Consider the following 24,435-nt stretch of genomic DNA (forward strand, 5'->3'; position numbering starts at 1 on the left):
GTCGCCGATTCAGGCATGAACAGGAGCGCCCGCAACCCCGCCGAGGCCGGTAGATCCGGCCTCACACCGACGCGGCCGAACAGCACGCGCCCGCCCTCACCGCTGAAATACACAGCACGTCGACTGGTTCCGGCGACCGGATATCCACATCGCGGCACACACTCGAACGAAACGCGCGATCGCGAGTGCGGTTAGAATGCGCGACCCTCGAAACCGCAATCGACGATCAGAAACCGGCGCGCAAGCCGACGCCCGGTCCGACCGGTCGCCGACGCTCACCATTGAAATACACAGCGATTCGAGTGAAGCCTGCGGCAGGATATCCACACCATGATGCGGGTGCGGACCTGTCGACGATCCGCGCACGCCGTTAGAATGCGCGGCGTTCCGGATTTCGCACGACGCCCTGAAAGTCCGCACCAGGCAAGTCTCACGTGCAATCGGGCGACGGCGCTCACCGTTCCAGCGCACAGCTTTTTTCGTCGTCGGGAACCCGGTTGTCCACACCCCGCATCGCGCATCGGGCCGCACGAGGTCGCACTCACCGGTGAAATGCACAGCGTGCCGAGTGGTTCCGGGGCCCGGATATCCACAACCGCCCCGGCGCGAAGATTTGCCGTCGGCGCATCGGCAACGTCGGTTCACGGCCCTGCCGGCGATCAGCATCAAATGCCGGAAAGCCCCGCAAATTCGGCCTCCGGCGGCACGCTCACCGCTCGAATCCACAGCATTTCGAGTGAACCGCACGGCCGGTTGTCCACATCCGCTCCGCAGCCGGCGGCACCCGCAAGCGCCCTCACTCGGCAATCGAACGGATGATCCGCGCCGGGTTTCCGCCGACCAGCGTATTCGGTGGAACGTCGCGCGTCACGACGGAACCCGCGCCGACAACCGCGTTCTCGCCAACCGTCACGCCGCCGATGATCGTCGCGCCCGCGCCGATCCACACGTTGCGCCCGATCGCGATCGGCCGGGCGACGACGACGTCGCGTCGGCGGGATGGCTCGAGCGGATGGCCCGACGTGATGAGGCTGACGTTCGGGCCGATCATCACGTCGTCGCCGATGTCGAGGCCGCCGAGGTCGTAGAACGTGCAGTTCTGGTTGACGAATACATTGCGGCCGATCCGCGTATCGGCGCCGCCCGTTGCGTAGAACGGCGGGATCAGCAGGAAGCCGTCGTCCATCGGCTTGCCGATCAGTTCCCCGAACAATGCCCGGACTTCGTCCGCATCGTCGAACGTCAGACGGTTGAGCCGCGTCGTGATCGCCATCGTCCGCTGGAGCTCCGTGCGCATCGCGGCCGATTGCGGCGTGCGCCGGGGAATGATCGTGGTGCGATCGTCGTTCGCCATTCGTTGATGATCTCCGTATGCGATCGAACCGGCACGCTGCGCATCACGCAGCGCCTGACTCGCCGAATGCGATCGCCTGGCCTTGAATTCGATCACTCGTTCGACCCGCGGAGTGGCCGGCTTTTCGTGTTTCGCGTCCCGTCGACGACCATCGTCCGGGCTCGCGCGACCAGCCGCCGACGCTGCCGTCGGACCCGCGTGGTCGCGGCCGCGTCGGCAGGGCATTCATCCGTCGATTCACGACTAGTTCATCAATAACTAGTTATTTCATGAACTTCGGCAGCACCTGGCTTTGCGCGGAATTCGTTACCGGATTCCAGCTTCCACCTTCCGCCCCTGTCCGAACCTCTCCCGCTCGGGTACGCTTGAGCATCCACCGAACGACACGCACACCGATACGCGGAGGCGCGATGAAGCTCTACTACTGGCCGAAGACCCGGGCATTCCGGGCGCTGTGGATGCTGGAGGAAATCGGCGCCGTCTACGAGCTCGTGCCGATCGACCTGCGTTCGCACGAACAGGGCAGCGACGCGTTCGTCCAGGTCAATCCGATGGCCAAGCTGCCCGCGCTCGACGACGGCAGCGAACCATTCGCCGAATCCGGTGCCGTGCTGCTCTATCTCGCCGATCGCTGCCCGGGCGCCGGGCTCGGCATCGCGCCGGACGATCCGCTGCGTGGCCGCTTCCTGCAGTGGATGTTCTTCACGTCCACCTGCCTCGAACCCGCGATGGCCGAGAAATTCACCGGCGCGTCGGGCAATCCGGTCGCCTTCGGCTGGGGCAACATCACGCGCGTGCAGCGTGCACTCGCGCAAACGCTCGCCCACAATCGCTGGCTCGTCGGCGATCATTTCACTGCGGCCGACCTGTTGCTCGCCAGCACGCTGAAGACCGCGTTCGACGCGCACCTGCTGCCGCACGAAGGCGTGCTCGGCGACTATGTCGCGCGCGCCGAGGATCGCGACGGCCATCGCCGCGCGGTGGTGGTCGAACAGCGGGAAGCGGCGCGTCTGCTGCATGCGTGACGCATGAACGGCACGGCATTCGGTCGCGACAGCCGCGACCGAATGCCGGCGACCGTCCGCGCCGGTCGCCGACGTCATGCAGCCGGCCCGGGCGCCTGCGTCGCCGCGTCGCCCCCGACCACCACGCCCGGCGAGCCACGCTCGTCGGTATCGGCATCGACCGGCACGACTTCGTGAAAATGCGTGTAATCGATGTGCGTGATGCCGCCTTCGTCGTGCATCAGGTCGACATAGCGATGACGCCAGCGGATCTCCGCATGCGCCCATGAGTAGCGCGCCTGCATGACTTGCGCGGTCGTCTCGTCGGAACCTTCGATCGTGATCAACAGCGACGCGTCGCGCGCGGCGAGCGACTCGGCGGTCTCGCCGAACAGCGGACTCGTTTCGTCGATCACGTGCATCAGGTTCCAGCCGAGCAGGAAGATCGGATGCTCGCTGCGCACGAGCGGCAGGTCGTGGATCTTGCGCAGCGTATAACCCTCGTGCGTGCCTTCGACGCGCATCAGCCGCAGTTTCGCCTGCGCTTCGGCGATCACGTTCTGGCGCGCATTCGCGGCACGCACCATCAGCGTCATCTTGCCGTTCAGCGGGCGCACGATCGCGTAACGCGCGAACAGGATCTTCGCCTGCGGCCGCGAGAACCGCGCGAACACGAGGCCGGTCGCCAGCGCGATGCCCGACATCCCGATGAAGATTTCGAAGGTTGAGACAAGATGCGCATAGACGGTCTGCGGATGCATGTCGCCGTAGCCGACCGTGGCGAGCGTCTCGACGCTGAAGAAGAATGCGCCGACGAACCCGGCCGGCGACTGGTTCGCGATCGGCGCGTCGCCGAGCAGGTAAAGCGTCGCGAAGCCGCCGTTGAGCAGCAGGAACAGCACCGCGAGCGACAGGAAGAATACGGGCCAGCTCACCGTCAGCGCACGGTGATAGAGGTCGCGCCAGCCGAGCGGCGGCATCCCGTAAGCAATCACGGGGCGAGTGCCCGACCAGAGCTTGCGGCCACGGCCGCGGGAAGCTGGAGAGGACGGATCGACGTTCATCGCGCGAGGCCTGAAGCAGGGAGGCGATGAGCGTAGCACGCGAAGGCGGTGGCCGGGAATGCGGAGCGGGCGTGACGCGTGACGCGCAAAAAAAACGGCCGCATGAGCGGCCGGTTTCGCGGTCAGCTTGACCGCACGCGCGCGGCGTGCGGCGTGCTTACTTGCGGTCGACGATCACGCGGTCGAACGTGCCGCCGTCGGCGAAGTGGGTCTTCTGCGCGTTCGCCCAGCTGCCGAAAACCTGCTCGACGCTGAACGTCTTCAGCGGCTTGAACTCGGCCGCATGCTTCTTCAGCACGGCCGCGTCGCGCGGGCGCAGATGGTGCCGCGCGATGATCTCCTGCGCCTGCGGCGTGTACAGGTAGTCGAGATACGCCTGCGCGACCTTGCGCGTGCCCTTCTTGTCGACGACCTTGTCGACGACGGCGACGGGCGGCTCCGCGAGGATGCTCGCCGACGGGTACACGGCGTCGAATTCCGCCCCCGACGCGCCCGTGTCCATCAGCGCGACCTCGTTCTCGAACGTGACGAGCACGTCGCCGATGCCGCGCTGCGTGAAGGTCGTCGTCGCGCCGCGGCCGCCCGAGTCCAGCACCGGCACGTTGCGGAACACCGCCTTCTCGAAGTCGAGCGCCTGCTGATCGGTCGCGCCCTTCTGCTTCTGATAGCCCCACGCGGCGAGGTACGCGTAGCGGCCGTTGCCCGACGTCTTCGGGTTCGCGATGATCACCTGCACGCCCGGCTTCGCGAGATCGCTCCAGTCCTTGATCGCCTTCGGATTGCCCTTGCGCACGAGGAACACCATCGTCGTCGAGTACGGCGAGCTGTTGTCCGGGAAGCGCGCGCGCCAGTCCTTCGGCAGCAGCTGGCCGCGCTCGGCGAGCAGGTCGATGTCGTTCGGCTGGTTCATCGTCACGACGTCGGCCTGCAGCCCCTGTAGCACCGACAGCGCCTGCGCGCTCGACGCGCCGTGCGACTGCTTGATCGTCACGGTTTCGCCTGTCTGCTGCTTGTACGCGGCCGCGAAGCTCGTGTTGATGTCCTTGTACAGCTCGCGCGTCACGTCGTACGACACGTTCAGGATCGACGTGTCCGCGTGCGCGGCCGTTGCCGCCACGACCAGCGCCGCCGCGGCGCCCGTGTGCAGCCAGCGGCCGATCCCGTTGATGCTTGCCATCGTGATATGCCCCGTTTCCAGTGGTGGTGAATGTGCGTGACGGCACGCGTACGCGCTGTCATCCAAACGTAAGCGGGCATTCTAGCGGCCGGACGCCGCGCGCTTTCCAATCTGTCGTGCAAAGCAAATCTCGAATCCTGCTAAACGGGGCGCGCATCGCTCGCGTACGCGCCGGATCCGATGTTAAGATCGCCGCTCAGCCCTTTTCACGGTTCATCCATGTCCGCTGCCCTGCGCTCGCCCTCGATCCTTGCCGCCATCGCGGCAGGTGCGCGCGCGGCCGGGCTGAAACTGAAAAAACGACTCCTCGACTGACGGGGACGTCGCGTCCCGTCAGGCGAATGCCGGACGGGATGCGCGCAGGTCGTTTTCATCTTTTTGCTTGCACGCCTCGCTCCGGCACACCGCCGGCGGAACGGTTCCTTTCCACTCCGTTTCCACCATGAGGTTTTTCATGCAAGCACGTTTCGAAGGTATCTGGCTGCCGCTCATCACGCCGTTCCACGACGGCGACGTCGACCACGGCGCGCTCGCGCGGCTCGCGCGTCACTATGCGACGGCGGGCATCGCGGGTTTCGTCGCGGGCGCGACGACCGGTGAGGGCGTGCTGCTCGACGCGCGCGAACAGGACGCCGTGTTCGCGACGCTGCGCGATGCCGTACCCGGCCTGCCGATTGTCGTCGGGCTCACCGCGAGCGCGACGCACTTCGCGGCCGCCCGTGCACGCGAACTCGCCGCGCTGCGCCCCGACGGGCTACTCGTCACGCCGCCCGTCTACGTTCGGCCGACGCAGGACGGAATCCGCCGCCACGTCGAAGCGATCGTCGATGCGGCCGACCTGCCGGTGCTCGTCTACAACATCCCGTACCGCACCGGCGTGAACGTCGAACTGGAAACGCTGCAGGCGCTCGCGCGCGATCCGCGCGTCGCGGGCATCAAGGAGTGCGGCGGGACGCTCGACCGGATGAGCCGGCTCGTGCACGACACGCCGCTCGCGATCCTCTCCGGCGACGACAACCAGAACTTCGCCGCGCTGTGTGCCGGTGCGCACGGCGCGATCGCCAGCAGCGCGCATGTGCTGCCCGAATGGCACGTGCGCATTCATGCGCTGCTGCGCGACGGCCGGCTCGCCGACGCGCGGCGGCTGTCGGTCGCGCTGCAGCCGCTCGTCGCGGCACTGTTCGCGGAGCCGAATCCGGCACCGGTGAAGGCGGTGCTGGCCGCGCAAGGGTGGTGCGAAGACGGCTTGAGGTTGCCGTTCGTGCCGGCGAGCGAGGGGTTGCGGGAGCGGCTGGCAGCGACGCTTGCGGCACTCGACGAGATCGAGCCGGACGTCGCCGTTGCATAGGCAACGGCTCGCTGCTCGACTCGGCTCGACTCGGCAACCAGCGCGTTCTGCGTCCGGCGTGTTTCAAGCAGTCGGAACCTGAGACAGGCCGTAGCGTGCAAGCTGGGCGTCGGCCGTCACGCGTTTCTGCGGTTCATGCCGAGCTTGCGCAACGAGCAAGCGATCGAACGGGTCGCGACGATGGTGCGGCAGATCATGCACTGCGGCCCCGTGCACGGCGTGAACCGGCAGTTCGCCTTGCGGGAGGCCGAGTCACGCCGCCAGCGCCGCCCCCTCCCCCGCCGTCGCGTCCCGCACCGCCTGCGTGACGATCCGCGCGAGCCGCTCGACGGTCGGCGTCGCCGACGACGTTCGCCGCAGCAGCATCAGCGGCAGGCTCGGCAGCGCCGGCAGCCCGGACGACGCCGCGTCGAGCACGCGCACCGACGCGGGCAACCCGTAGTGCGAGCGCACCGTCAGCCCGAGGCCGGCCGCCGCCGCGGCCCACAGCCCGGCCAGGCTCGGCGTCGTGAACGCGACGCGCCACGGCACGTCCGCGCGATCGAGCGCATCGGTCGCCGCGCCGAAGAAGCGGCACGGCCGGTCGAACACGACGAGCGGCAGCGGCTCGCCCGACGCGCGCATCGCACGAAGACGCGCGCCGCCGTCGTCATCCGCCTCCGCCGGCCCGTCGCCGTCCGGCATCCCGAAGCCGCTCGCGCCGACCGCCGCGATCCACTGCATCGGCACCTGCGCGATCGCGTCGCTGTCGATGCCCGCGCGCGACACCAGCGTCGCCGACGCCGGGTCGCCCCACACGAGCGCGAGATCGAGCTGGTTGGCGTCCAGCCGCTCGAGCAACTCGGCATTGCGTGCGACGCGCGCCTCGATCCTCACCTTCGGATGTGCCCGCGCGAAACGCCCGAGCACGTCGGGCAGGATCGCTTCGCCGAAGTCCTCCTGCAGGCCGACACGCACCCAGCCGTCGAGATTCACGCCGCGCACCGCCGCGGCCGCTTCATCGTTCAACTCGATCATCCGCCGCGCATAGCGCAGCATCGCGTCGCCGGCGTCGGTCAGCGCGAGCCCTCGCCCGGCCTTCACGAACAACGGCGTGCCGGCCTGTTCCTCGAGCTTGCGGATCTGCGCGCTCACCGCCGACGACGAACGCGCGACGCGACCGGCGGCCTTCGCGAAGCTGCCGAGATCCACGCCCGCCACCAGGCTGCGCAACGCCGCGACGTCGAAGTTCGGCCGGGCCAGCGCGGCGTCGGGTGCGAGCGCCACCGCGCCGTGGGCATTGTCTTGTCCGGACATCTCAATCATCCCGTTTTATCGAACGATTCATCAAAAACTTTCCGATTTTCGGGATGAATGTAGATCGCCACACTGACGATGTCAATTTCCAGAACGGGCCCCGTCGCCATGGATACCTCCTGCCTTGCTTCCCCACCCTCGCCCTCGCCCGCGCACGCCGCGCGCGGCCCGGCCCACCGCTGGCGCGTGCTCGCGGCCGGCGTCGCCGCGAACATGAGCTTTTCCGCGGCCGCGGCCGGCATTCCGACCACCGCCGTGTGGATGCGCTCGGCCTATCACCTCGACAACGGCGCGCTCGGCCTCGTGCTCGGCGCGCTCGGCTTCGGCGTCGCGCTCTCGGAGTTGCCGTGGGGAATCGCCGCCGACCGTTTCGGCGATCGCCGCGTGCTGCTCACCGGCCTCGTCGCGACGGCCGCGATGCTCGCGCTGATGGTGGCCACGATCGTCCCGACCGCGCACGCGGTACCGCCGCTCATGCGCGTCGTGGCGGCGATGTGCTGCGTCGGCCTGCTCGGCGGCAGCGTGAACGGATCGAGCGGACGCGCGGTGATGCGCTGGTTCGGCGAACGCGAACGCGGGCTCGCGATGAGCATCCGCCAGACGGCCGTGCCGCTCGGCGGCGGCGTCGGCGCGGCGCTGCTGCCGTCGCTCGCGTCGCATGCGGGCTTCGCCGCGGTGTACGGCGCGTTGATGCTGCTGTGCGCCGGATCGGCCGCGCTGACGTGGCGCTGGCTGCACGAACCGCCCGACGCGCCGGCCGGCACGCACCGCCCTGTCGCGCAGCAGCAGCCGGCCGCGCCCGTGCGCAGTCCGCTTGCGAGCGGCCGCGTGTGGCGCATCGTGCTCGGCATCGGCGCGCTGTGTGCGCCGCAGTTCGCGGTGCTCACGTTCGCGACCGTCTTCTTGCACGATTTCGGCCGGCTCGGCCTCGCCGGCATCAGCGCGGCGATGGTGGCGCTGCAGCTCGGCGCAATGGTGATGCGCGTGTGGAGCGGCCGCCATACCGACCGGCACGGCAACCGGCGTGCGTACCTGCGCGGGTCGGTCTGCGTCGCGGCCGGATCGTTCGCGCTGCTCGCGGCCGCGACCGCCGGCAGCCCACACGTACCGCTCGCCGCGATCGTCGCGATCCTCGTGTTCGCCGGCATCTGCGTGTCGGCCTGGCACGGCGTCGCGTATACCGAACTCGCGACGCTCGCGGGCGCGAACCACGCAGGCACCGCGCTCGGGATGGCGAACACGATCGTCTATCTCGGGCTGTTCGCGACGCCGCTCGCGATTCCGCCGCTGCTCGCCGTCAGTTCGTGGAGCGTGGTCTGGCTCGCGGCCGCGCTGATCGCGGGCGCGACCTGGCCGCTGTTTGCCCGATAACGAGCCGTCGCGCGGAACACGCGGACGCCGCGCGGTCCATACCGCGACGCAAGCACGCCGTCGTCCCACCTCGCGGGCCAGCGCGCGCCGAGCGGCGGCTGCGTCGCCCGCACGGCCACCGTGCGACATCCGTTGCGCGTTCGCATGTGATCGCTTCCACCGCGTTGCCCCCCGTGCAAACGTGGTGGTTGCGTGCGCGGCGCGCACGGCGGCGGCGATGTTCGGGGACGCGCCGCAGCGACACAGGTTGCCGCTCATGCGCTCGCGAATCTTGTCGTCCGACAGTTGCACGGGATGATGCCGCACGTCGCCGGTGGCAGCGCTCGCGGCACCGGCCGCGAACGCGTCGACCAGCGCGGTCGCGCAGCAGAGCTGCGCCGGACGTGCAATAGCCGCACTGAAATGCATCGTGTTCGATGAATGCGTGCAGCACCGGGCTCGACACGCCGCCGCGCGCGAGCCCCTCGACGGTCGTGATCCGCGCACCTTCGTGCATCACCGCGAGCCCCGGTCGTCGCGCCGCACGCGCATGCTAATGCGTGCAGCATCTGCATCCGCTGGAAAATTCCGCCATCCGTGGATGCGACTTTCCGCGAAAGCGTTCGGTCAGGTTTGCGAAAGCATTTCGCGATCATGCTCCGGTCGCAAACGATTCACCGAATCGTCGCATCCTCCCGGCATACTCGAAAACGTTTCCCGATCCGCCTGCCAGGAGAGAAGTCATGCGTCGCGCTGCCCTCGTCGTCGTTCTATGTGCCGCCACCCTCGTCGCCGCCTGCAGCGACGACGCGCCGCACGACGCGCACACGGCCGACGCCTCCCAACAGGCCGGCGCATCGTCCGGCTCCGCGAGCGCGTTCAACAGCGCCGCGGGCGCGAGCGCCGCCGCGTCCGATGCCGCACCGCTCGCGCCGCCCGTCGTCCACTACCCGCCCGACGATGACGACGACACGAAGCCCGCGATGAATGCGGGCGCGTCCGGCGTCGCCGCATCGTCGGCGCATTGATTCCGCCGTTCCTGTCCCTGCCCCCCGATCGCAGAACCGAGGTGAAATAACATGACGTCATCGAGCCGCCGCCGTTTCCTGCATACCGTCGCACAATCCGCGGGCGCCGCCGTCGCGCTCAACGCGTTCCCCGAATCGATCCGCCGCGCGCTCGCGATTCCGGCTGCGCGCGGCACCGGCACGATCCGCGATGTCGAGCACATCGTCGTGTTCATGCAGGAGAACCGTTCGTTCGACCATTACTTCGGACACCTGCGCGGTGTGCGCGGCTACAACGACCGCTTCCCGATTCCGCTGCCGAACGGCAAGCCGGTGTGGTACCAGCCGTCGAAGGAAGACCCGGCGAAGCCCGTGCTGCCGTTCCGGCTCGACACGAAGACGACCAGCGCGCAGTGCCTCGGCGCGCTCGACCACTCGTGGGCGAAGACCCACGCGGCGATCGACGGCGGCCGCTACGACCAGTGGCCCGCGAACAAGACCGACATGACGATGGGCTATCACGTGCGCGAGGACATCCCGTTCCACTATGCGCTCGCCGATGCGTTCACCGTCTGCGACAACTACTTCTGCTCGCTGCCGGGGCCGACGCACCCGAACCGCTCGTACCTGATGACGGGCACGGTCGACCCGACCGGCAAGTTCGGCGGCCCGCTGCTCGACAACGCCGACTACGTCGACGGCGACCTGCCGCCCGCGTACCAGCTGCTGTCGTGGACGACCTTCCCCGAACGGCTCGAGGCGCGCGGCGTGTCGTGGCAGATCTACCAGCAGGGGCTCACGTGGGCCGATCCGTACAACGGCAACTACGGCACGAACATCCTGCAGAACTTCACGAACTTCATCAACGCGAAGCCGGGCTCGTCGCTGTACCAGCGCGCGCAGACGGTACGCACGCTCGACAACCTGAAGGACGACGTGATCAACGACCGGCTGCCGCAGGTGTCGTGGCTGCTGCCGCCCGCCGTGTTCTCCGAACATCCGAAATACACGCCGGCATACGGCGCGAACTACACGTCGCAGATCCTCGACGCGCTCACGGCGAATCCGGACGTGTGGGCGAAGACCGTGCTGTTCATCATGTACGACGAGAATGACGGCTTCTTCGATCACGTCGTGCCGCCGCAGCCACCGACGTCGGCCGCGCAGGGCGCATCGACCGTGACCACCGACGGCGAACTGCACACGGTCGTGAATCCCGGCCGCGGTGGCAGCTACACGGCCGACGGTCTGCCCTACGGCCTCGGGCCGCGCGTGCCGATGACGGTCGTGTCGCCGTGGTCGAAAGGCGGCTTCGTGTGCTCGCAGGTGTTCGACCATACCTCGGTGATCCGCTTCATCGGCGAACGCTTCGGTGTCGACGAGCCGAACATCACGCCGTGGCGCCGGACCGTCTGTGGCGACCTCACCGCCGCGTTCGACTTCCGCTCGTCCGACGCGTCGTTTCCGACGCTGCCCGACACGAGCCAGTACCGCTCGATCGCCGACCAGCAATGCACGTCGCAACCCGCTCCGACCGTACCCGCGATGCCGTCGCCGATCGATCCGCAGGAGCCCGGCGTGCGGCCGGCCCGCGCGCTGCCGTACGAACTGCACGTGAACGCAAGCATCTACGGCGGCAACACGCTGCGCATCGAGTTCGCGAACCGCGGCAACCAGGGCGCGCACTTCCAGGTGTACGCGACGAACCGCACCGACGGCCCGTGGCGCTACACGGTCGGCGCGCGCCGCGTGCTGCACGCGGACTTCGACCTGACGGAGACGAACGGCGCGTATGCGTTCTCGGTGTACGGCCCGAACGGCTTCGTGCGGATGTTCGCGGGCAACGTGTCGGCCGCAACGGCGCGCCGCCGCAACCATGCGCAGCCGGAAGTGAAGGCCGGCTACGACATCGCGAACGGCAACCTGTACCTGAAGCTGCGCAACCATGGCGCCGGCCACGTGACGCTCACGCTGGCCGACAACGCATACGGCACGCCCGCGCGCCAGGTGACGCTGCACGGCGGCGACGAACACGTCGAGCAATGGGCGCTCGCGTCGAGCCATCACTGGTATGACGTGACGGTGAGCGACGGCGCGAACGGCACGTTCTCGCGCCGCTTCGCGGGCCACGTCGAGAACGGCCGGCCGAGCTACTCGGATCCGGCCGCGGTGCGGCCCGTTTCCGCGTCGTAAGTCCGGCGGCACGACGGTGCGCGGCCCGCGCCGCGCAGCGCGTGCGCGTGAGTGTCAGATCGCGTGCGCGAGCGCGCGGTCGACGAGCGCGGCGTCGAAGCCGTCGTCCGCGTCGCGAAAGCGCAGCGGCGCCGCGCAGTGCACCAGCGTGTCGATGAAATGCTTCGCCCGCGGCCACGGCCCGAAGCCGGCCGCGGTGTTGATGTGCCCGGCGTCGCCGAGATTGACGAATGCGCTGCCGAGCCGCTGCGCGAGCGTGCGCGCATCGGCGAGCGGCATCCACGGATCGGTCTCGCTGCCGATCACGATCGACGGCACCGCGAGCCGGCGCGCGTCGAACGGCCCGGCGAACGTGAATTTCTTCGGACTGGCCGGTGCGACAAGCAGCACGCCCGCGACGTCGGCCGCCAGAGGCCATTGCGCGAGCGCATGCGCGGCCGCGAGGCAGCCGAAGCTGTGCGCGGCCAGCACGAACGGGCCGCACTCGCGCTCGAGCAGCGCGCGCACGGACTGCGCCCAGCGCGCGAGATCGGGGGCATCCCAGTCGGCCTGTTCGACCCGCAGCGAACGCGAGAACTGCCGCTCCAGCCAGGTCTGCCAGTGAGCGCCTTCGCTGCCGTGCAGGCCCGGAACGGTCACGAGCCGCGGCGGCCACGCCGATTTGCTGCATGCGCGCATGATTGCCCTCGCTTGCTTTGCTTGGAGACGAGATTCAATTGTGGCGTGCCGCGCACGGCGGCCGAACCAATATTTTGTGCTTTGCTTTTGCGCGGGACGGCCGCCGGCTCGGGCCGCGCGGTATGGGCTGGCCGCCTCGCGGCGGCGCAACGCGCCGCGAAACCGTAGAATGTGGGCTTCCCGCTTGCCTTGCATCGGATCGAACCGGGCGCCGCCGCGCCGGTTCCGATCGACAGGAGACGCCCGATGTCCGCTACGCCCGCCGGCGCGCTGCGCCCGTTCCATCTCGCCTTTCCCGTGTCGAGCCTCGCCGGCGCGCGCGCGTTCTACGGCGGCCTGCTCGGCTGCCCCGAGGGCCGCAGCTCGGAACACTGGGTCGACTTCGATTTCTTCGGGCACCAGCTCGTCGCGCACCTCGCGCCGGACGAAACCGGCAAGAGCGCGGTAAACCCGGTCGACGGCGACGACGTGCCCGTCCGCCATTTCGGCGTCGTGCTGTCGATGGATGAATGGCATGCGCTCGCCGACAAGCTCAAGGCCGCGCATACGCGCTTCGTGATCGAGCCGCACATCCGCTTCAAGGGCGAGGTCGGCGAGCAGGCGACGATGTTCTTCCTCGATCCATGCGGCAACGCGCTGGAATTCAAGGCGTTCGCCGACATCGGCCAGCTGTTCGCGAAGTAGGCGCATGAAGATCCTGTTCTACTCGCCGCATCAGGAAGCCGACGCATGGCGCGGCGCGATCGCACGGGCGCTGCCCGAGGCCGAGCTGCGCGCCTGGCAGCCGGGCGACACGGGCGCGGCCGACTACGCGCTCGTATGGCGCGCGCCGCGCGAGCTGTTCGCGCCGCGCGACGGCCTGCGCGCGATCTTCAATCTGGGCGCGGGCGTCGACGCGCTGCTCGCGCTCGACTGCGCGCATCCCGGCACGCTGCCGCGCGACGTGCCGCTGGTGCGCCTCGAGGATTCGGGCATGGCGCGGCAGATGATCGAATACGTGACGCACGCGGTGCTGCGCTACCTGCGCCGCTTCGACGAATACGACGCGCTGCAGCGCGAGCGCCGCTGGCAGCCGCTCGAACCGCATCCGCGCGCGAGTTTCACCGTCGCGGTACTCGGTCTCGGCGTGCTCGGCGCGCAGGTCGCGCAGGCGCTCGCGGCGCTCGGCCTGCCGGTGCGCGGCTACAGCCGCAGCCCGAAACGGCTCGACGGTGTCGAGACCTTCGCGGGCGACGACGCGTTCGACGCGTGCATCGACGGCGCGAAGGTGCTCGTGAACCTGCTGCCGAGCACGCGCGATACCGACGGGATCCTGTCGGCACGGACCTTCGCCAGGCTGGCGCCGGGCGCGTACCTGGTGAACGTCGCACGCGGCGCGCATCTCGTCGAGGCCGACCTGCTCGACGCGCTCGCGAGCGGCCGGATCGCCGCCGCCACGCTCGACGTGTTCCAGCATGAGCCGCTGCCCGTCGACCACCCGTTCTGGCACGCGCCGCGCATCACGATCACGCCGCACAGCTCGGCCGAGACGCTGCGCGACGAAGCCGTCGAGCAGATCGCCGGCAAGATCCGCGCGCTCGAGCGCGGCGAGCGCGTCGGCGGCATCGTCGACTACGCGCGCGGCTACTGAATTCCGCTTATACAAAACAGGAGACAACCATGACGTTCCCCACCGCCGTCAAGATCGTCGAAGTCGGCCCGCGCGACGGGCTGCAGAACGAAAAGACCTTCGTGCCGACCGACGTGAAGATCGCGCTCGTCGACCGGCTGTCGCGCGCCGGCTTCCGCAATATCGAGGCCGCGTCGTTCGTGTCGCCGAAATGGGTGCCCCAGATGGCCGACGGCGCCGACGTGATGGCCGGCATCGAGCGTCGCGCGGGCACCGTGTATTCGGTGCTCACGCCGAACCTGAAGGGCTTCGAGAACGCGGTCGCCGCGCGCGCCGACGAAGTGGTGATCTTCGGCGCGGCGAGCGAGGCGTTCTCGCAGCGGAACATCAACTGCAGCATCGCCGAGAGCATCGCGCGCTTCGAGCCGGTCGCGAAGGCCGCGAAGGATGCCGGCCTGCGGCTGCGCGGCAGCGTGTCGTGCACGCTCGGCTGCCCGTACCAGGGCGAGGTGCCGGTCGCCTCGGTCGTCGACGTCGTCGAACGCTTCGCCGCGCTCGGCTGCGACGAGATCGACATCGCCGACACGATCGGCGTCGGCACACCGAAGCGCACGCGTGAAGTGCTCGAAGCGGTCACCCGCGTGTTTCCGCGCGAGCGGCTGTCGGGCCACTTCCACGACACCTACGGCCAGGCGCTCGCGAACATCTACGCGGCGCTGTTCGAAGGGATCGAGATCTTTCACGCGTCGGTCGCCGGCCTCGGCGGCTGCCCGTATGCGAAGGGCGCGACCGGCAACGTCGCGACCGAGGACGTGCTGTACCTGATGCAGGGCCTCGGCATCGACACCGGCATCGACCTCGCGCAGGTGGTCGCCGCCGGCGACTTCATCTCCAACGCGATCGGCCGCGCGAACGTGTCGCGCGCCGGTCGCGCGCTGCTTGCCAAGGCGCAAAGCGCGGCCGACACGCCGAGTTGCGTCTGACCCCAACACTGACGGATTCTCCATGACGACACCCGCTTCATTCGACTCTCTCCCCGACTCCGCGCGACGCGTCGCGCTGCTGCTGCGCGAACGCGGGCACGCGAAAGGGATCGTGATGCTCGCCGAAACCGGCAAGACCTCCGCCGAGGCTGCGGCCGGGCTCGGCTGCGAGGTCGCGCAGATCGCGAAGTCGATCCTGTTTCGCCGCGAATCGGACGGCCTGCCGGTGCTCGTCGTCGCGAGCGGCGTGAACCGCGTCGACGAGAAGAAGGTCGCCGCGCAAGTTGGCGCGGTCGGCCGCGCCGATGCGAAATTCGTGCGCGACAACACCGGCTACGCGATCGGCGGCGTCTGCCCGATCGGCCATCTCGTCGAACCGGTCACGCTGATCGACGCCGACCTGCTCGAACTGGACAGCCTGTGGGCGGCCGCCGGCCATCCGCACGCGGTGTTCAACCTGTCGCCGCAGGAACTCGTGTCGCTGACGGGTGCGCCGGTCGCCGACGTCGCGCTGCGCAACGACGCATGAGCGACATGCCGGTATCGGTCGGCACGGTCGCGTCGCCGTGCACCGACGTATGCAGGATCGATCCGCGCACCGACTGGTGCGCGGGCTGCCTGCGCACGCGCGACGAGATCAAGGGATGGCGCGCGTCCGACGACGACGCGAGGCGCGTGTTGCTCGCGCGGCTCGACGCGCGGCGGCGCCTGCTCGCGCGGAGCGGCGCATAAAAAAATGCCGTTCGGCCTGCTTGGCGAACGGCATGAGATCGGAATCCTGTGAACGTGATCAACGTCACAGCCCGCATCATACGAGCGACGCTGCGGCGTCGCATCGGGTGTTTCCCTACAACTTCTTACAGCGTTTTTCACGCGCAACCTTCGTTCCCGGGCGCGGCGCCAGCGGGTGTCGGCAACCTGCCGTAGCGGCAAGCCGAATCGCACGACCGTTTCAGTTGCCGGCCGCCGCGCGACGCGCGGGCACGATGCGCCAGCCGAGATTCACGCCGGCCGCCGCGAGCAGGATCAGCAGCGCGCCGAGCACCTGCGTCCACGCGAGCGTCTGCCCGAACGCGATGCGATCGACGATGATCGCGACGACCGGATAGACGAACGACAGCGCGCCCGTCATCGCGACCGGCAGCTTCTGGATCGCACCGTACAGCAGCACATACATCACGCCGGTGTTCACGACGCCGAGCACGACGAGATCGAGCCACTGCGCGGCCGTCGCGGGCAACGTGCCGAAGTGCGCGAACGGCGCGACCAGCACGATGCCGAGGCCGACCTGCAGCAGCGCGAGCAGGTGCGGCGGCGTGCCCTTCAGGTGCTTCGTGACGATCGACGACACCGCGTACAGGAACGCCGCGCCAAGCGACAGCGCGACGCCTTCGAGATATTCGCCGGGCACCGCGAGCACGGCCGGCTCGACGCGCACCACGCACACGAGCCCGATGAAGGCGAGCGCGAGCCACGCGATCGTCGACGCGCTGATCCGTTCGCGGAACACGATCGCGCCGAGCGCGACGAGCATGAACGGCTGCGTGTTGTAGACAGCGGTCGCCATCGAGATCGACGCACGCGAATACGCGGCGAACAGCAGCAGCCAGTTTGCGACGATCGCGACGGTGCCGAGCGTCGCGAGCGCGAGCATGCGCGGCGAAAACAGTGCGCGACGCAGGAAGCCGAGCGCCGCGCAGACGATCGCGAGCGTCGCGGCGCCGAACAGGCAGCGAAAGAACACGACGTTGGTGAGCGGTTGCTGCGACGACATCACGAGCCAGCCGATCGTGCCGGACATCATCATCGCGACGACCATCTCGGCGGCACCGCGGCGGGTTTCGTTCGAGGCCATCATGGACTCCGTTTGTCGAGAGGGGGTGGCTACGATTCTAGTAACTTGCTTTTCGCGCATCCACGACTAAACTGAAGCGAATCAACCGATTCACCTTCGAAAGCAAAGCGATCATGGCGAAACGCCTTTCCCCGCCCGCCGTCGCGTCGCTGGACGCAACCGACCGCGCGATCCTCGCGGCGCTCGCCGAGGATGCGCGCATTGCCACCAGCGAACTGGCGCGACAGATCGGGCTGTCGGCGCCCGCGACCGCCGACCGCGTGCGACGGCTCGAAGCGCAGGGCGTGATCGCGGGTTTCACCGTCGAGCTCGACCCGCGCGCGCTCGGCTACACGCTGCAGGCGATCGTGCGCGTGAAGCCGCTGCCGGGGCAGTTGCATCTCGTCGAGGAAGTGTTGCGGCGGATTCCGGAATTCGTCGAATGCGACAAGGTGACCGGCGAGGACTGCTTCATCTGCCGGCTCTATCTGCGCACGATCGAGCACCTCGACGACATCCTGTCGAAGGTGACGGAGCGCGCGGAAACGAGCACGGCGATCGTGAAATCGACGCCGGTGCCGCGCCGCCTGCCGCCGCTCGTCGACGACGACGACGCCACGCGCCGCTGATCGCCGACGCGCGGCAAGCACCGCGCTGCCCGCGGCGGCCGGCGCCGCTCACGCGGCCGCGTCGCGTGCCTCGAAGAACGCGAGCAGCTCGTCGATCAGCGCGACGGGTGCCTCCTCCGGAATGTAGTGCCCGCAATCGAGCGCGCGGCCGCCGACGTCGCGCGCGACGCGCCGCCACTCGCCGAGCGGATCGAAGCAGCGCCCGACGATCCCGTGCTGGCCCCACAGCACGCGCAGCGGGCACGCGACTTTGTTGCCGCGCTCGAGATCCGCGCGGTCGTGCTCGAGATCGATCGTCGCCGACGCGCGGTAGTCCTCGCACATCGCATGCACCGCGCCCGGCTGCGCGAGCGCGGCGCGATACGCGGCGAGCGCCTCCGGCGCGAACGGCGCGAGCCCGGCGGACCGGTTGCCCATCACGCGCTCGATGTACGCATCGGTGCGGCCTTCGATCAGCGTTTCGGGGAGCGGCGCCGGCTGGATCAGGAAGAACCAGTGAAAATACGCGGTCGCGAACGCGCGGTCCGTCTGCTCGTACATCGCGAGCGTCGGCGCGATGTCGAGCAGCATCATCCGCTCGACGGCCGCCGGATGATCGAGCGCGAGCCGGTGCGCGACGCGCGCGCCGCGATCGTGTGCGCAGACGTGGAATTGCTCGAAGCCGAAATGCCGCATCACGGCAACCTGGTCGGCCGCCATCGCGCGTTTCGAATACGGCGCATGCCGCGCGTCGCTCGGCGGCTTGCCCGATGCGCCGTAGCCGCGCAGGTCGGTCGCGATCACCGTGAAGTGATCCGCCAGCGTCCCGGCGACGCGATGCCAGATCATGTGGGTCTGCGGATGGCCGTGCAGCAACAGAAGCGGTGGCCCCGCGCCTCCTTTGACACCGAAGATGTCGGTGTCCTGCACCGTCACGCGAAACGGTGCAAACGCCTCAAACGACATGGTTTGTTTCTCGTTGGTTTGTTATGGCGGCTATTGTAGGAGCGCGCGGCCGACCGCTGCGCGCGGCAGATGCCCGAATGCGTAGAAAGAGAACACTCACTCGATTGCCGCCATGCCGCGCCGTTTGCTAAGCTCGCGTAGAATCGCACGACCGTTCGTATTAATATGGGCGAATCGCTGCACCGCTACACTCGAAGCACCGTTCGACCGCCAAGCATGGATGCCGGCGTCGGCGCGACCGCGCCGCATCCGGCCGCCCCCTCGAGACTGGAGACATCACATGGCATTGCCCGCCGTCCTGCAGAACCTGACGCTGCCCGTCATCGCGTCGCCGATGTTCATCGTCAGCTACCCCGAACTCGTGCTCGCGCAGTGCAAGGCGGGTATCGTCGGATCATTTCCCGCGCTCAACGCCCGTCCGGCCGAACTGCTGGACGAGTGGCTCACGCAGATCCAGTCCGAGCTTGCCGACCATAAGGCGAAGCACCCGGATGCGGTGATCGGCCCGATCGCGGTCAACCAGATCGTCCATCAGTCGAACGTACGGCTCGAGCATGACGTGCGCGTGTGCGTCGAGCACAAGGTGCCGATCTTCATCACGAGCCTGCGCGCGCCGGCGCGCGAGATCGTCGACGCCGTGCACGGCTACGGCGGCATCGTGCTGCACGACGTGATCAACCTGCGCCACGCGCAGAAGGCGCTCGAAGCCGGCGTCGACGGGCTGATCCTCGTCGCGGCCGGCGCCGGCGGCCACGCGGGCACGACGTCGCCGTTCGCGCTCGTCGGCGAAGTGCGCAAGATCTTCGACGGTCCGATCGTGCTGTCCGGCTCGATCGCGAACGGCGGCTCGATCCTCGCCGCGCAGGCGATGGGCGCCGACTTCGCGTACATGGGCACGCGCTTCATCGCGACGCAGGAAGCGCACGCGGTCGACGACTACAAGCACGCGATCCTCAACGCGAAATCGTCCGACATCATCTACACGAACCTCTTCACCGGCGTGCACGGCAACTACATCCGCGAGAGCATCGAGAAGGCCGGGCTCGATCCGGACGCGCTGCCGGAATCCGACAAGACGAAGATGAATTTCGGCGGCGACAAGACGAAGGCGTGGAAGGACATCTGGGGTGCCGGCCAGGGCGTCGGCCTGATGGACGACCTGCCGAGCGTGGGCACGCTCGTCGAGCGGCTCAAGCGCGAGTACGACGACGCGAAGGCACGGCTCGGCATCGCACGCTGACGCAGGCGGCGGGTTGCGCCACCGCCGCGCATGACGTCGGACAAAAACAAAAAGCGCGAACCGCAACGGCTCGCGCTTTTTTCATGTCCGCCCGCGGGCGGCCGACGCCGCTCAGCTCGCGCGCTTGATCCGCGTGATCGGCAGCACGCGCAGGCGCGACTCGATCGACGGGCACAGCGACTGCCCTTCGAAGCGTGCGGCAAGGAAGTCGACGAACGAGCGCACCTTCGCAGACACGTGGCGGCGGCTCGCATACACCGCGTAGATCGGCGCCTCGTGCGGCGGCACCGCGTCGAGCAGCACCGGCACGAGGCGGCCGGATTCGATGTCGTCGCCGATCACCTCGGTGCCGAGCAGCGCGATGCCCGCGCCCGCGAGCACCGCCGCGCGCAGCCCCTCGAGATGGTTCACGATCAGGTTGCCGTTCAGGTTCACGCGCGACGCGGCGGCCGCGTCGATCATCAGCGAATCGAGCATCGTCGAATTCGAATCGCGGCGCAGGTAATTGTGATGCGCGAGATCGGCGATCGTCTGAGGCGTGCCGTGCTTCTCGAGATACTCGGGCGACGCGACCAGCAGGATGTGCGCGGTCGCGATCTGGCGCGCGACCAACGACGACGATTTCAGCCCGTTCGGCGCCGCGCGCACCGCGACGTCGTAGCCTTCCTCGATCAGGTCGACCACGCGATCGGACAGCGTCATGTCGACGGTCACGTCCGGGAACCGGCCCGCATAATCGGTGACGGCCTGCATCACGTGCCGCAAGCCGAACGCGGACAGCGACGTCACGCGCAGGCGGCCCTGCGGCACGACGCTCGCGGCGCCGACCGCCTGTCCGGCTTCGTCGAGTTCCGACAGCGCCTGCACGAGGCGCTCATAGTATTCGCGTCCCGCCTCGGTCGGCGCGACACGTCGTGTCGTGCGATGCAGCAGCCGCGCGCCGAGCTGCTGCTCGAGATGCATCACGTGCTTGCTCGCCATCGCGGCCGACATCTGCATGCGCTCGGCCGCGCCGACGAAGCTGCCCACTTCGACGACGTAGCGAAACACATTCATGCTGACGAGGGTATCCATCGAACTAGCCCGTAATGACGGGGGAATGGTGCAATTACGAGATAGGGTAACAAAGGCGAGGAAACAGAAAGGTCAACAAAAGCAAAACGGCGCCGCGAGTGGCGGCGCCGTTCCGTTTCGTTCCGTTTCGAGAGGGAAAACATGCGGCCGGCACGCGCGATTTTCGCGCGCGGCCGGCGCACCGATCGCACGTGCGCGTCAGAACTTCGCGCGGATACCCGCGCCGAACGTGTTGCCGGTCGACAGGCTGCTGATGTGGTCGTTCATGTACGCGGCGTAGATGTCCGTGCGCTTGGACAGCGGATAGTCGTAGCCGACGGCCCAGGTCTGGCGCGTCTGGTCGAGGCCGCCGGCATCGCGCGAATACGCATACGACGCCATCGCGTTGCCCACGCCGAGCGGCACCGACACGCCGCCCTGCGCGGTGTTCACGTGCCAGCTGCCCGCGACCTGGTCATTCTTCGTATACATGTACTGGCCGAACAGCTTCACGTACTTCAGGTCGTAGGTCGCGCCGACCAGCGCGATGCCCTGGCTCTTCATGCCGGTCACGAGCGCGCTCAGGTCCTGCGGGCCGTTGTTGAAGTTCACGTACTGATAGACGGCGGTCGCCGCGAACGGGCCGTTCGCGTAATTGAACTGCGCGCTCCATTTCTTCGAGCGGTTGTCGCCGGCCGTGTTGCCGAGCGCGTACATCGCCGCGAAATTCAGGCCGCCGAACGAAGGCGACGTGTACGACAGCGCGTTGTTCCAGCCCGAATCGCCGACCGCACCCTGGTCGCTCGGATAGGTCGGGAACGTGCCGAGGCCGAGGAACACGTGGTACACCATCGGCGAGAAGGTGTACGAATCGTAGAACGGGTTGAACAGGATCGTCGACAGGAACAGGTGGGTCGTCAGGCGGCCGGCCGTCACCGTGCCGTACGGCGAGCTGACGCCGACGTATGCGTTGCGCGCGAAGAACGTGTCGCCCTGGAAGCGGCCGAACTGGCCGTTCTGCGCACGGAAGAAGCTCTCCAGCGTGAAGATTGCCTTGTAGCCGCTGCCCAGATCCTCTGCGCCGTGCAGGCCCCAGTACGACGTCGACATCCCGCCGCCCGACACGTTCCATGCGCGATCGCCGCCCGGGAACTTGGTTGCGCCGACCCATTCGTCGACCTGACCGTAGAGCGAGACGCTCGACTGCGCGTGGACGGGTACGGTTGCGGCCACGCAGGCGGCCGCGGCGATCAGCTTGACGGACGTGCGCGACGCACGGCGAGCGAATGCTTTCATGGGATCTCCAGGTGTTGTCGAATGTCGATAAGTGGCGCGAGCGTTGTTTTTGGGAGCCGACTGCTTGCGTCGTATGGGGCGCAGCCATCTTTACGGATCGTGCGTCCGGTCAAAATTGCGCACACTTATTGCGGGTATAGCGGCGGCATTAACTTCGCGGAATCGGCACATGGCCAGGCGCGCGGCAGCGGCTGCGCGCAGCGCGCGGCACGCGACGGGACGGCCGCAGGGCGCGCGCGTGCCGGGCGCGAAAGATAGCGCAATGCGGCGGGAAAATCAGCGGAAATATGCGCGCGACTGTGGCGAATTCGCATCACAGCCGGCGGGGGACGAACGCTCGGGCGCTCAGTTTCGGTAGAACGGGGAGAAAAACGGCGAGTGGGCAGGTTCTTCCTGCGCGCGGGGGGGCGGCATCGGACGGCCGCCGCGCTCCTCGTTGTAGCGCGCGACGTCGGCGCGGATCGAGCCGGCACGCAGCGGAACATTGCCGCCGCCCGGCGGACGCGGCATCTGGCGGGAGTCGGCGCTGATCGGACGATACGGGCTTTGCGCGGCGTAATGGCCGTAGGACGGCGTCGGCCGCAGCCCCCAGCGGGAACCGTAGCCGCTCACGCCGCCGGCACGCGCGCCGCCTGGCGGCAGCGCCCGGCGCCACGCCGGCGCGTTGCCGGCCGGCCGGCCGTACGCGTGCATGTCGCCGCCACCGAAACCGTGACCGAAACCGTGGCCGCCGCCGAACGCCTGACCGCCGTGCGGCGGTTGCGCGAGCGCGAGCGGTATCAGCAGCGCGCCGAGCACGCCCGCCACCCATCGTCCGACCCTCAGTTTCACCCGTTCCGTCATCATTCAGTGCCTGTTGCAGCTCGCCGCCGGTTGTTTCCGGCCGACGCAAGCCTTTCAGCAGTAATTTATGAGCGGCCCGAAACGGTGTCGAGCCAAAAAGTGTTAGGTCGCGGGCATGGGTGTAACACCATGTTACTGCTAGGTTTTTTCACTTGCGGGCGTACTCGCGGCAGAACATTCTTCTGCCGTTTTGCGCATCGGCCGCCTCCGTTGACGCTTACCGTCACATGCAACCGATTCATCAATCGATTCACACAATGAATTTGTGTATTGAATGACCTACCGGGACAATATCGGTTTCGCGCGCGACCTGCGCGCCTGCCGTTTCCGAATCAACATCCCCGATGGCCCGTCCCCGTTTTCTTCCCGACAACTTCACGCTCGCGCTCGTCGGCACCGTCGTGCTCGCGAGCCTGCTGCCGTGCCGCGGCCCGGCCGCCCATGCGTTCAACTGGGCGACCAACATCGCGGTCGGCCTGCTGTTCTTCCTGCACGGCGCGAAGCTGTCGCGCGAGGCTGTCGTCGCGGGCGCGACCCACTGGCGGCTGCATGCGGTCGTGCTGCTCAGCACGTTCGCGCTGTTCCCGCTGCTCGGCCTCGCGCTCAAGCCCGTGCTGCAGCCGCTCGTCACGCCTGCGCTCTACGCCGGCGTGCTGTTTCTGTGCACGCTGCCGTCGACAGTCCAGTCATCGATCGCGTTCACGTCGATCGCGAAGGGCAACGTGCCGGCCGCCGTGTGCGCGGCGTCCGCGTCGAGCCTGCTCGGAATCTTCGTGACGCCGGCGCTCGTCGGGCTGATGATCACGTCGCAGTCGGCCGCGGCCGCGTCGCCGTGGAGCACCGTCGGGAGCATCGTGATGCAGCTGCTCGTGCCGTTCGTCGCCGGCCAGCTGCTGCGGCCCGTGATCGGCGGCTGGATCGAACGCAATCGCGGCGTGCTGCGCTTCGTCGACCAGGGCTCGATCCTGCTCGTCGTCTACGTCGCGTTCAGCGAGGCCGTGAACCAGGGGCTGTGGCACCAGATGCCGGCGCGCGCGCTCGGCGGCCTGCTGGTCGTCAACGTCGTGCTGCTCGTTATCGCGCTGGTGCTGACCACGTTCGTCAGCAAGCGGCTCGGCTTCAACCGCGCCGACCAGATCACGATCATCTTCTGCGGCTCGAAGAAGAGCCTCGCAGCCGGCGTGCCGATGGCGAAGGTGATCTTCTCCGCGCAGGCGGTCGGCGCGATCGTGCTGCCGCTGATGCTGTTCCACCAGATCCAGTTGATGGCGTGCGCGGCGCTCGCGCAGCGCTGGGGCGCGCGCGACATGCGCGGCGAGCGTGACGGCGACGAGGGGGCGGCCGGTGCCGCACGCGGACGCGGTGCGCTGAGCGCGGGCAAGCGCTGACGCGGGAGGCCGCGCGGCCGGCACGGGTGGCCGCGCGGGTGCATTCGCGTCTTTCTCGTTCCGCTTCTTCCGCTTCTTCCGCTTCTTCCGCTTCTTCCGCTTCTTCCGCTTCTTCCGCTTCTTCCGCTTCTTCCGCTTCTTCCG

At 68.3% G+C, this 24,435-nt stretch carries 25 protein-coding genes and 2 pseudogenes; 13 read left to right on the top strand and 14 right to left on the bottom strand.

Annotation, left to right across the window (positions count from 1 at the left end):
• Positions 1–796: 796 nt before the first annotated feature.
• Positions 797–1,354 (bottom strand): sugar O-acetyltransferase, encoded by a 558-nt coding sequence (locus DIE11_RS19585; RefSeq protein ID WP_124626439.1) that lies wholly within the window; start codon positions 1,352–1,354, stop codon positions 797–799.
• Positions 1,355–1,764: 410 nt separating this feature from the next.
• On the opposite strand from DIE11_RS19585, the gene DIE11_RS19590 reads away from it, so the two are divergent.
• The gene (locus DIE11_RS19590) at positions 1,765–2,379 is read left to right on the top strand and encodes a glutathione S-transferase family protein (protein ID WP_059599998.1); all 615 of its coding nucleotides are present in this window, start codon (positions 1,765–1,767) and stop codon (positions 2,377–2,379) included.
• A gap of 74 nt (positions 2,380–2,453) precedes the next feature.
• Here the strand turns inward: DIE11_RS19590 and DIE11_RS19595 are convergent, their stop codons facing one another.
• The 3 genes from DIE11_RS19595 to DIE11_RS36960 form a co-directional block, all read right to left on the bottom strand.
• Positions 2,454–3,422: an ion channel gene (locus DIE11_RS19595; protein ID WP_059599997.1), complete on the bottom strand. Its 969-nt coding sequence runs from the start codon at positions 3,420–3,422 to the stop codon at positions 2,454–2,456.
• Between the two features lie 157 nt (positions 3,423–3,579).
• Entirely contained in the window at positions 3,580–4,599 is a 1,020-nt protein-coding gene (locus DIE11_RS19600; protein WP_124626441.1) for a sulfate ABC transporter substrate-binding protein, read from the bottom strand.
• A 333-nt stretch (positions 4,600–4,932) separates the two neighbouring features.
• On the bottom strand, positions 4,933–5,055 hold the full coding sequence (locus DIE11_RS36960; protein WP_260437147.1) for a hypothetical protein: 123 nt from the start codon (positions 5,053–5,055) through the stop codon (positions 4,933–4,935).
• On the opposite strand from DIE11_RS36960, the gene dapA reads away from it, so the two are divergent.
• On the top strand, positions 5,054–5,947 hold the full coding sequence (dapA, locus tag DIE11_RS19610) for a 4-hydroxy-tetrahydrodipicolinate synthase (protein ID WP_124626443.1): 894 nt from the start codon (positions 5,054–5,056) through the stop codon (positions 5,945–5,947). The genes DIE11_RS36960 and dapA overlap by 2 nt on opposite strands.
• 63 nt (positions 5,948–6,010) lie before the next feature.
• On the opposite strand, the pseudogene DIE11_RS37410 reads toward dapA, so the two are convergent.
• The 3 genes and pseudogenes from DIE11_RS37410 to DIE11_RS36965 form a co-directional block, all read right to left on the bottom strand.
• Positions 6,011–6,181: pseudogene (locus tag DIE11_RS37410) on the bottom strand (PIN domain nuclease); the annotation flags it as partial.
• Positions 6,182–6,199: 18 nt separating this feature from the next.
• Positions 6,200–7,243 carry a LysR substrate-binding domain-containing protein gene (locus DIE11_RS19615; protein ID WP_124626445.1) on the bottom strand — a complete coding sequence of 348 codons (1,044 nt, stop codon included), beginning with the start codon at positions 7,241–7,243 and terminating at the stop codon, positions 6,200–6,202.
• A 5-nt stretch (positions 7,244–7,248) separates the two neighbouring features.
• A complete protein-coding gene (locus DIE11_RS36965) occupies positions 7,249–7,458 on the bottom strand; it encodes a hypothetical protein (RefSeq protein WP_260437148.1) in 210 nt (69 codons plus the stop codon).
• On the opposite strand from DIE11_RS36965, the gene DIE11_RS19620 reads away from it, so the two are divergent.
• Positions 7,457–8,614, top strand: coding sequence for an MFS transporter (locus DIE11_RS19620; RefSeq protein WP_260437149.1), 1,158 nt, complete (start codon positions 7,457–7,459; stop codon positions 8,612–8,614). The two genes, DIE11_RS36965 and DIE11_RS19620, sit on opposite strands and share 2 nt — an antisense overlap.
• A 189-nt stretch (positions 8,615–8,803) precedes the next feature.
• Here DIE11_RS19620 and DIE11_RS19625 read toward each other — a convergent pair.
• A pseudogene (locus DIE11_RS19625) lies at positions 8,804–9,119 on the bottom strand ((2Fe-2S)-binding protein); the annotation flags it as partial.
• Between the two features lie 217 nt (positions 9,120–9,336).
• On the opposite strand from DIE11_RS19625, the gene DIE11_RS19630 reads away from it, so the two are divergent.
• Positions 9,337–9,621, top strand: a complete 285-nt coding sequence (locus DIE11_RS19630; RefSeq protein ID WP_124626449.1) for a hypothetical protein — start codon at positions 9,337–9,339, stop codon at positions 9,619–9,621.
• Between the two features lie 51 nt (positions 9,622–9,672).
• Positions 9,673–11,793, top strand: coding sequence for a phosphocholine-specific phospholipase C (locus tag DIE11_RS19635; RefSeq protein WP_124626451.1), 2,121 nt, complete (start codon positions 9,673–9,675; stop codon positions 11,791–11,793).
• A 54-nt stretch (positions 11,794–11,847) separates the two neighbouring features.
• On the opposite strand, the gene DIE11_RS19640 is transcribed toward DIE11_RS19635, so the two are convergent.
• A complete protein-coding gene (locus tag DIE11_RS19640) occupies positions 11,848–12,471 on the bottom strand; it encodes an alpha/beta hydrolase (protein WP_124626453.1) in 624 nt (207 codons plus the stop codon).
• A 246-nt stretch (positions 12,472–12,717) separates the two neighbouring features.
• Here DIE11_RS19640 and DIE11_RS19645 point away from each other — a divergent pair, with 246 nt between their 5' ends.
• Genes DIE11_RS19645 through DIE11_RS19665 form a run of 5 tightly spaced genes read left to right on the top strand, consistent with a single transcriptional unit; the run spans position 12,718 to position 15,795 of the window.
• Positions 12,718–13,155, top strand: coding sequence for a VOC family protein (locus DIE11_RS19645; protein WP_044846155.1), 438 nt, complete (start codon positions 12,718–12,720; stop codon positions 13,153–13,155).
• A gap of 4 nt (positions 13,156–13,159) precedes the next feature.
• Positions 13,160–14,101, top strand: coding sequence for a glyoxylate/hydroxypyruvate reductase A (locus DIE11_RS19650; protein WP_124626455.1), 942 nt, complete (start codon positions 13,160–13,162; stop codon positions 14,099–14,101).
• A 29-nt stretch (positions 14,102–14,130) separates the two neighbouring features.
• On the top strand, positions 14,131–15,063 hold the full coding sequence (locus tag DIE11_RS19655; RefSeq protein ID WP_124626456.1) for a hydroxymethylglutaryl-CoA lyase: 933 nt from the start codon (positions 14,131–14,133) through the stop codon (positions 15,061–15,063).
• Positions 15,064–15,085: 22 nt separating this feature from the next.
• Positions 15,086–15,592: a YbaK/EbsC family protein gene (locus DIE11_RS19660; protein WP_124626458.1), complete on the top strand. Its 507-nt coding sequence runs from the start codon at positions 15,086–15,088 to the stop codon at positions 15,590–15,592.
• Complete coding sequence (locus DIE11_RS19665; protein ID WP_124626460.1) at positions 15,589–15,795, top strand: DUF1289 domain-containing protein; 207 nt, start codon at positions 15,589–15,591, stop codon at positions 15,793–15,795. The genes DIE11_RS19660 and DIE11_RS19665 overlap by 4 nt, the downstream gene beginning before the upstream one ends.
• Before the next feature lie 220 nt (positions 15,796–16,015).
• On the opposite strand, the gene DIE11_RS19670 is transcribed toward DIE11_RS19665, so the two are convergent.
• Positions 16,016–16,918 carry a DMT family transporter gene (locus tag DIE11_RS19670; RefSeq protein WP_124626462.1) on the bottom strand — a complete coding sequence of 301 codons (903 nt, stop codon included), beginning with the start codon at positions 16,916–16,918 and terminating at the stop codon, positions 16,016–16,018.
• Between the two features lie 113 nt (positions 16,919–17,031).
• On the opposite strand from DIE11_RS19670, the gene DIE11_RS19675 reads away from it, so the two are divergent.
• Positions 17,032–17,526 carry an Lrp/AsnC family transcriptional regulator gene (locus tag DIE11_RS19675; RefSeq protein WP_059599983.1) on the top strand — a complete coding sequence of 165 codons (495 nt, stop codon included), beginning with the start codon at positions 17,032–17,034 and terminating at the stop codon, positions 17,524–17,526.
• Between the two features lie 48 nt (positions 17,527–17,574).
• Here the strand turns inward: DIE11_RS19675 and DIE11_RS19680 are convergent, their stop codons facing one another.
• On the bottom strand, positions 17,575–18,471 hold the full coding sequence (locus tag DIE11_RS19680; protein ID WP_124626464.1) for an alpha/beta fold hydrolase: 897 nt from the start codon (positions 18,469–18,471) through the stop codon (positions 17,575–17,577).
• A 280-nt stretch (positions 18,472–18,751) separates the two neighbouring features.
• Here DIE11_RS19680 and DIE11_RS19685 point away from each other — a divergent pair, with 280 nt between their 5' ends.
• The gene (locus DIE11_RS19685; protein ID WP_124626466.1) at positions 18,752–19,711 is read left to right on the top strand and encodes a nitronate monooxygenase family protein; all 960 of its coding nucleotides are present in this window, start codon (positions 18,752–18,754) and stop codon (positions 19,709–19,711) included.
• Between the two features lie 111 nt (positions 19,712–19,822).
• On the opposite strand, the gene DIE11_RS19690 is transcribed toward DIE11_RS19685, so the two are convergent.
• The 3 genes from DIE11_RS19690 to DIE11_RS19700 all read right to left on the bottom strand — a co-directional run bounded on the left by DIE11_RS19690 (position 19,823) and on the right by DIE11_RS19700 (position 22,903).
• Positions 19,823–20,785: a LysR family transcriptional regulator gene (locus DIE11_RS19690; protein WP_059685303.1), complete on the bottom strand. Its 963-nt coding sequence runs from the start codon at positions 20,783–20,785 to the stop codon at positions 19,823–19,825.
• Between the two features lie 198 nt (positions 20,786–20,983).
• Complete coding sequence (locus DIE11_RS19695; RefSeq protein ID WP_059599979.1) at positions 20,984–22,060, bottom strand: porin; 1,077 nt, start codon at positions 22,058–22,060, stop codon at positions 20,984–20,986.
• 345 nt (positions 22,061–22,405) lie between these two features.
• Positions 22,406–22,903 carry a peptide-binding protein gene (locus tag DIE11_RS19700; RefSeq protein WP_124626478.1) on the bottom strand — a complete coding sequence of 166 codons (498 nt, stop codon included), beginning with the start codon at positions 22,901–22,903 and terminating at the stop codon, positions 22,406–22,408.
• Positions 22,904–23,247: 344 nt separating this feature from the next.
• Here DIE11_RS19700 and DIE11_RS19705 point away from each other — a divergent pair, with 344 nt between their 5' ends.
• Complete coding sequence (locus DIE11_RS19705) at positions 23,248–24,291, top strand: bile acid:sodium symporter family protein (RefSeq protein WP_124626468.1); 1,044 nt, start codon at positions 23,248–23,250, stop codon at positions 24,289–24,291.
• Positions 24,292–24,435: the final 144 nt, after the last annotated feature.

Origin of the sequence: Burkholderia sp. Bp9012 (assembly GCF_003853825.1) — a bacterium.
Taxonomy (GTDB): domain Bacteria; phylum Pseudomonadota; class Gammaproteobacteria; order Burkholderiales; family Burkholderiaceae; genus Burkholderia; species Burkholderia diffusa.

Excerpts from the sequence above, each read along its gene's own strand:
- DIE11_RS19585 (WP_124626439.1), bottom strand. The coding sequence starts at position 1,354 with ATGGCGAACGACGATCGCACCACGATCATTCCCCGGCGCACGCCGCAA.
- DIE11_RS19590 (WP_059599998.1), top strand. The coding sequence starts at position 1,765 with ATGAAGCTCTACTACTGGCCGAAGACCCGGGCATTCCGGGCGCTGTGG.
- DIE11_RS19595 (WP_059599997.1), bottom strand. The coding sequence starts at position 3,422 with ATGAACGTCGATCCGTCCTCTCCAGCTTCCCGCGGCCGTGGCCGCAAG.
- DIE11_RS19600 (WP_124626441.1), bottom strand. The coding sequence starts at position 4,599 with ATGGCAAGCATCAACGGGATCGGCCGCTGGCTGCACACGGGCGCCGCG.
- dapA (WP_124626443.1), top strand. The coding sequence starts at position 5,054 with ATGCAAGCACGTTTCGAAGGTATCTGGCTGCCGCTCATCACGCCGTTC.
- DIE11_RS36960 (WP_260437147.1), bottom strand. The coding sequence starts at position 5,055 with ATGAAAAACCTCATGGTGGAAACGGAGTGGAAAGGAACCGTTCCGCCG.
- DIE11_RS19615 (WP_124626445.1), bottom strand. The coding sequence starts at position 7,243 with ATGTCCGGACAAGACAATGCCCACGGCGCGGTGGCGCTCGCACCCGAC.
- DIE11_RS19620 (WP_260437149.1), top strand. The coding sequence starts at position 7,457 with ATGAGCTTTTCCGCGGCCGCGGCCGGCATTCCGACCACCGCCGTGTGG.
- DIE11_RS36965 (WP_260437148.1), bottom strand. The coding sequence starts at position 7,458 with ATGTTCGCGGCGACGCCGGCCGCGAGCACGCGCCAGCGGTGGGCCGGG.
- DIE11_RS19630 (WP_124626449.1), top strand. The coding sequence starts at position 9,337 with ATGCGTCGCGCTGCCCTCGTCGTCGTTCTATGTGCCGCCACCCTCGTC.
- DIE11_RS19635 (WP_124626451.1), top strand. The coding sequence starts at position 9,673 with ATGACGTCATCGAGCCGCCGCCGTTTCCTGCATACCGTCGCACAATCC.
- DIE11_RS19640 (WP_124626453.1), bottom strand. The coding sequence starts at position 12,471 with ATGCGCGCATGCAGCAAATCGGCGTGGCCGCCGCGGCTCGTGACCGTT.
- DIE11_RS19645 (WP_044846155.1), top strand. The coding sequence starts at position 12,718 with ATGTCCGCTACGCCCGCCGGCGCGCTGCGCCCGTTCCATCTCGCCTTT.
- DIE11_RS19650 (WP_124626455.1), top strand. The coding sequence starts at position 13,160 with ATGAAGATCCTGTTCTACTCGCCGCATCAGGAAGCCGACGCATGGCGC.
- DIE11_RS19655 (WP_124626456.1), top strand. The coding sequence starts at position 14,131 with ATGACGTTCCCCACCGCCGTCAAGATCGTCGAAGTCGGCCCGCGCGAC.
- DIE11_RS19660 (WP_124626458.1), top strand. The coding sequence starts at position 15,086 with ATGACGACACCCGCTTCATTCGACTCTCTCCCCGACTCCGCGCGACGC.
- DIE11_RS19665 (WP_124626460.1), top strand. The coding sequence starts at position 15,589 with ATGAGCGACATGCCGGTATCGGTCGGCACGGTCGCGTCGCCGTGCACC.
- DIE11_RS19670 (WP_124626462.1), bottom strand. The coding sequence starts at position 16,918 with ATGGCCTCGAACGAAACCCGCCGCGGTGCCGCCGAGATGGTCGTCGCG.
- DIE11_RS19675 (WP_059599983.1), top strand. The coding sequence starts at position 17,032 with ATGGCGAAACGCCTTTCCCCGCCCGCCGTCGCGTCGCTGGACGCAACC.
- DIE11_RS19680 (WP_124626464.1), bottom strand. The coding sequence starts at position 18,471 with ATGTCGTTTGAGGCGTTTGCACCGTTTCGCGTGACGGTGCAGGACACC.
- DIE11_RS19685 (WP_124626466.1), top strand. The coding sequence starts at position 18,752 with ATGGCATTGCCCGCCGTCCTGCAGAACCTGACGCTGCCCGTCATCGCG.
- DIE11_RS19690 (WP_059685303.1), bottom strand. The coding sequence starts at position 20,785 with ATGGATACCCTCGTCAGCATGAATGTGTTTCGCTACGTCGTCGAAGTG.
- DIE11_RS19695 (WP_059599979.1), bottom strand. The coding sequence starts at position 22,060 with ATGAAAGCATTCGCTCGCCGTGCGTCGCGCACGTCCGTCAAGCTGATC.
- DIE11_RS19700 (WP_124626478.1), bottom strand. The coding sequence starts at position 22,903 with ATGACGGAACGGGTGAAACTGAGGGTCGGACGATGGGTGGCGGGCGTG.
- DIE11_RS19705 (WP_124626468.1), top strand. The coding sequence starts at position 23,248 with ATGGCCCGTCCCCGTTTTCTTCCCGACAACTTCACGCTCGCGCTCGTC.